Source organism: Endozoicomonas sp. YOMI1 (assembly GCF_024606345.1).
In the GTDB taxonomy this organism is placed as follows: Bacteria; Pseudomonadota; Gammaproteobacteria; order Pseudomonadales; family Endozoicomonadaceae; genus Endozoicomonas.
The window spans coordinates 1-1,694 of sequence record NZ_JAHHPM010000337.1 but is presented as its reverse complement, the minus strand read 5'-3'; the positions used below and the strand labels follow the sequence as shown (position 1 = coordinate 1,694).

Below are 1,694 nucleotides of genomic sequence, written 5' to 3'. Positions count from 1 at the left end.
TAACGCTTGCCCGGTGGCTACGGCCAGACAGGATTTACCGGTACCCGCCGGGCCACTGAGTTCAATCATCTTATGCTGTTTGAGCATGGCCGTGAGCTGTTCAAGCCGCTTGCTCTGTTGCTGATGATGACCACAGCTGGCCTTCAGCCAATCTGAGGCCAGTGTCTGCAAGGAGGTTGCCGACAGCGGTTCAGGGAAGGCGTGCTGAAGCTGCTGTTGCAGCTGCTCCAGTGGCTCAGACGGATGGCATTGGGTAATGGCTGACAGTTGCTGGTTCAAGTCCAGGGCTTGCCGATGGACCGGGATACTCCGGTGGAGGCTGTCACAGACCCGCAGGGCATCGTAAAGCAGACGCAGGCGATGGCCGGAATAGGGATGGATGTTGTCGTCCAGTACCGGCAAAAGATCAGCCTTAATGGCCTGTTCAGGGAATATTGAGTGGATAATAGCGGCCATCTTCGCTGTGCTGCGGGCCGGAGGTTTGCTGAAAGTGTCTGGCAGACAGTCGGCCAGTGCCGGTGCCATATAACGGGCCAATGGCCAGAAATTATCGGCCAGATCCATTGGGTGCATCAGGGCAGGCAGGGTTTTCAGGATGGCAGCAATGCCATCACGATCAACCCCTGCCAGGGGATCCGGGAATTGGGCACTGATCTGAGCTTTGACAAAACTGTAAATGGCCGTATTACCCCGCACCGGATGGGCCAGTAACTTATTCAGGGCCTTACGCCAGTGGAAAAGCTCCAGAGTCTCGGCGCGATCCAGCCTCTGTTCAATGTGGAGCTGAGCCTCCAGCAGGGTCAGAAACTCAGTCGGTGCCTGAACCGGAATGACCGGATAGCTTTTGTCCGGGCTCTGGGGCAATGTTCGAATGCGGTACAAAAGACAGGCTAATGGCTCGGCTGCACCGGGATGACGGGTCGTCATGGATTTGATCAAACCGGGGTCGGCCATAATGGATTCTGCCAAAATGGATTCAGCTATATCATCATCGGGTTCAACTATATCAGGTATATCAGGTATATCAGGTATATCAGGCGCAACACTGCCTGTTGACCGACCACGCCCGGTATCCTGCTGCTGTTGCCAGCGGTGGAACCACGGGCTCTGGGCAGGCAGGCGGTCACTGGGCCAGACAATATGGAGCTGGCAATTGGGCAGAGCATTTTTCTGGCCGTAAATCCAGAGATAGGGCTCAGGTGCCAGTAGTGACTCCAGATGCCCTGCCAGGGTCGGGGCATGTTCCAGCCCGGTCAGCACCACCGGTTCACCCTTTAGGAGTTTTATCAATAAGGGGGATTCCCTCAGCTGGAAACTCAACTTGCCTGACAGTTTCAGCTTGCTGGTAAACCAAAGCTCTTCCCATTGCTGCCCGTTGGCCAGTTGATAACAGTCGGATTCTGCAGCGATATTGGCAGCGATGTTGGCAACATTGCCGGTATACAGCCTGACAACACTCTCACCGGAAGGCTTTGGCAGAGTGCCTGTCACCAATCCAGGGGCAACGGGTAGTAATTCCGTCCGCTGTTTCAGGACCTGCCATTGCTGATCGGTCAGTTCACCGGTAACCAGCAGCTGGTCAAATTCGCTGGCCATCTTCTGAAAGCTATCGGTCTCTTGCAGCGTGTTTCCCTGTGCGGACAGATCACTGAAGATAGCGTCGAAATTATGGGTATTGATAACCCCACAGGTTT

The 1,694-nt window shown here is 55.0% G+C and carries 1 protein-coding gene; it reads right to left on the bottom strand.

The window, feature by feature from the left end:
* Positions 1-1,694: hypothetical protein (locus tag KDK15_RS12210; protein WP_257295635.1), on the bottom strand; the 1,694-nt coding region annotated here is incomplete at both ends.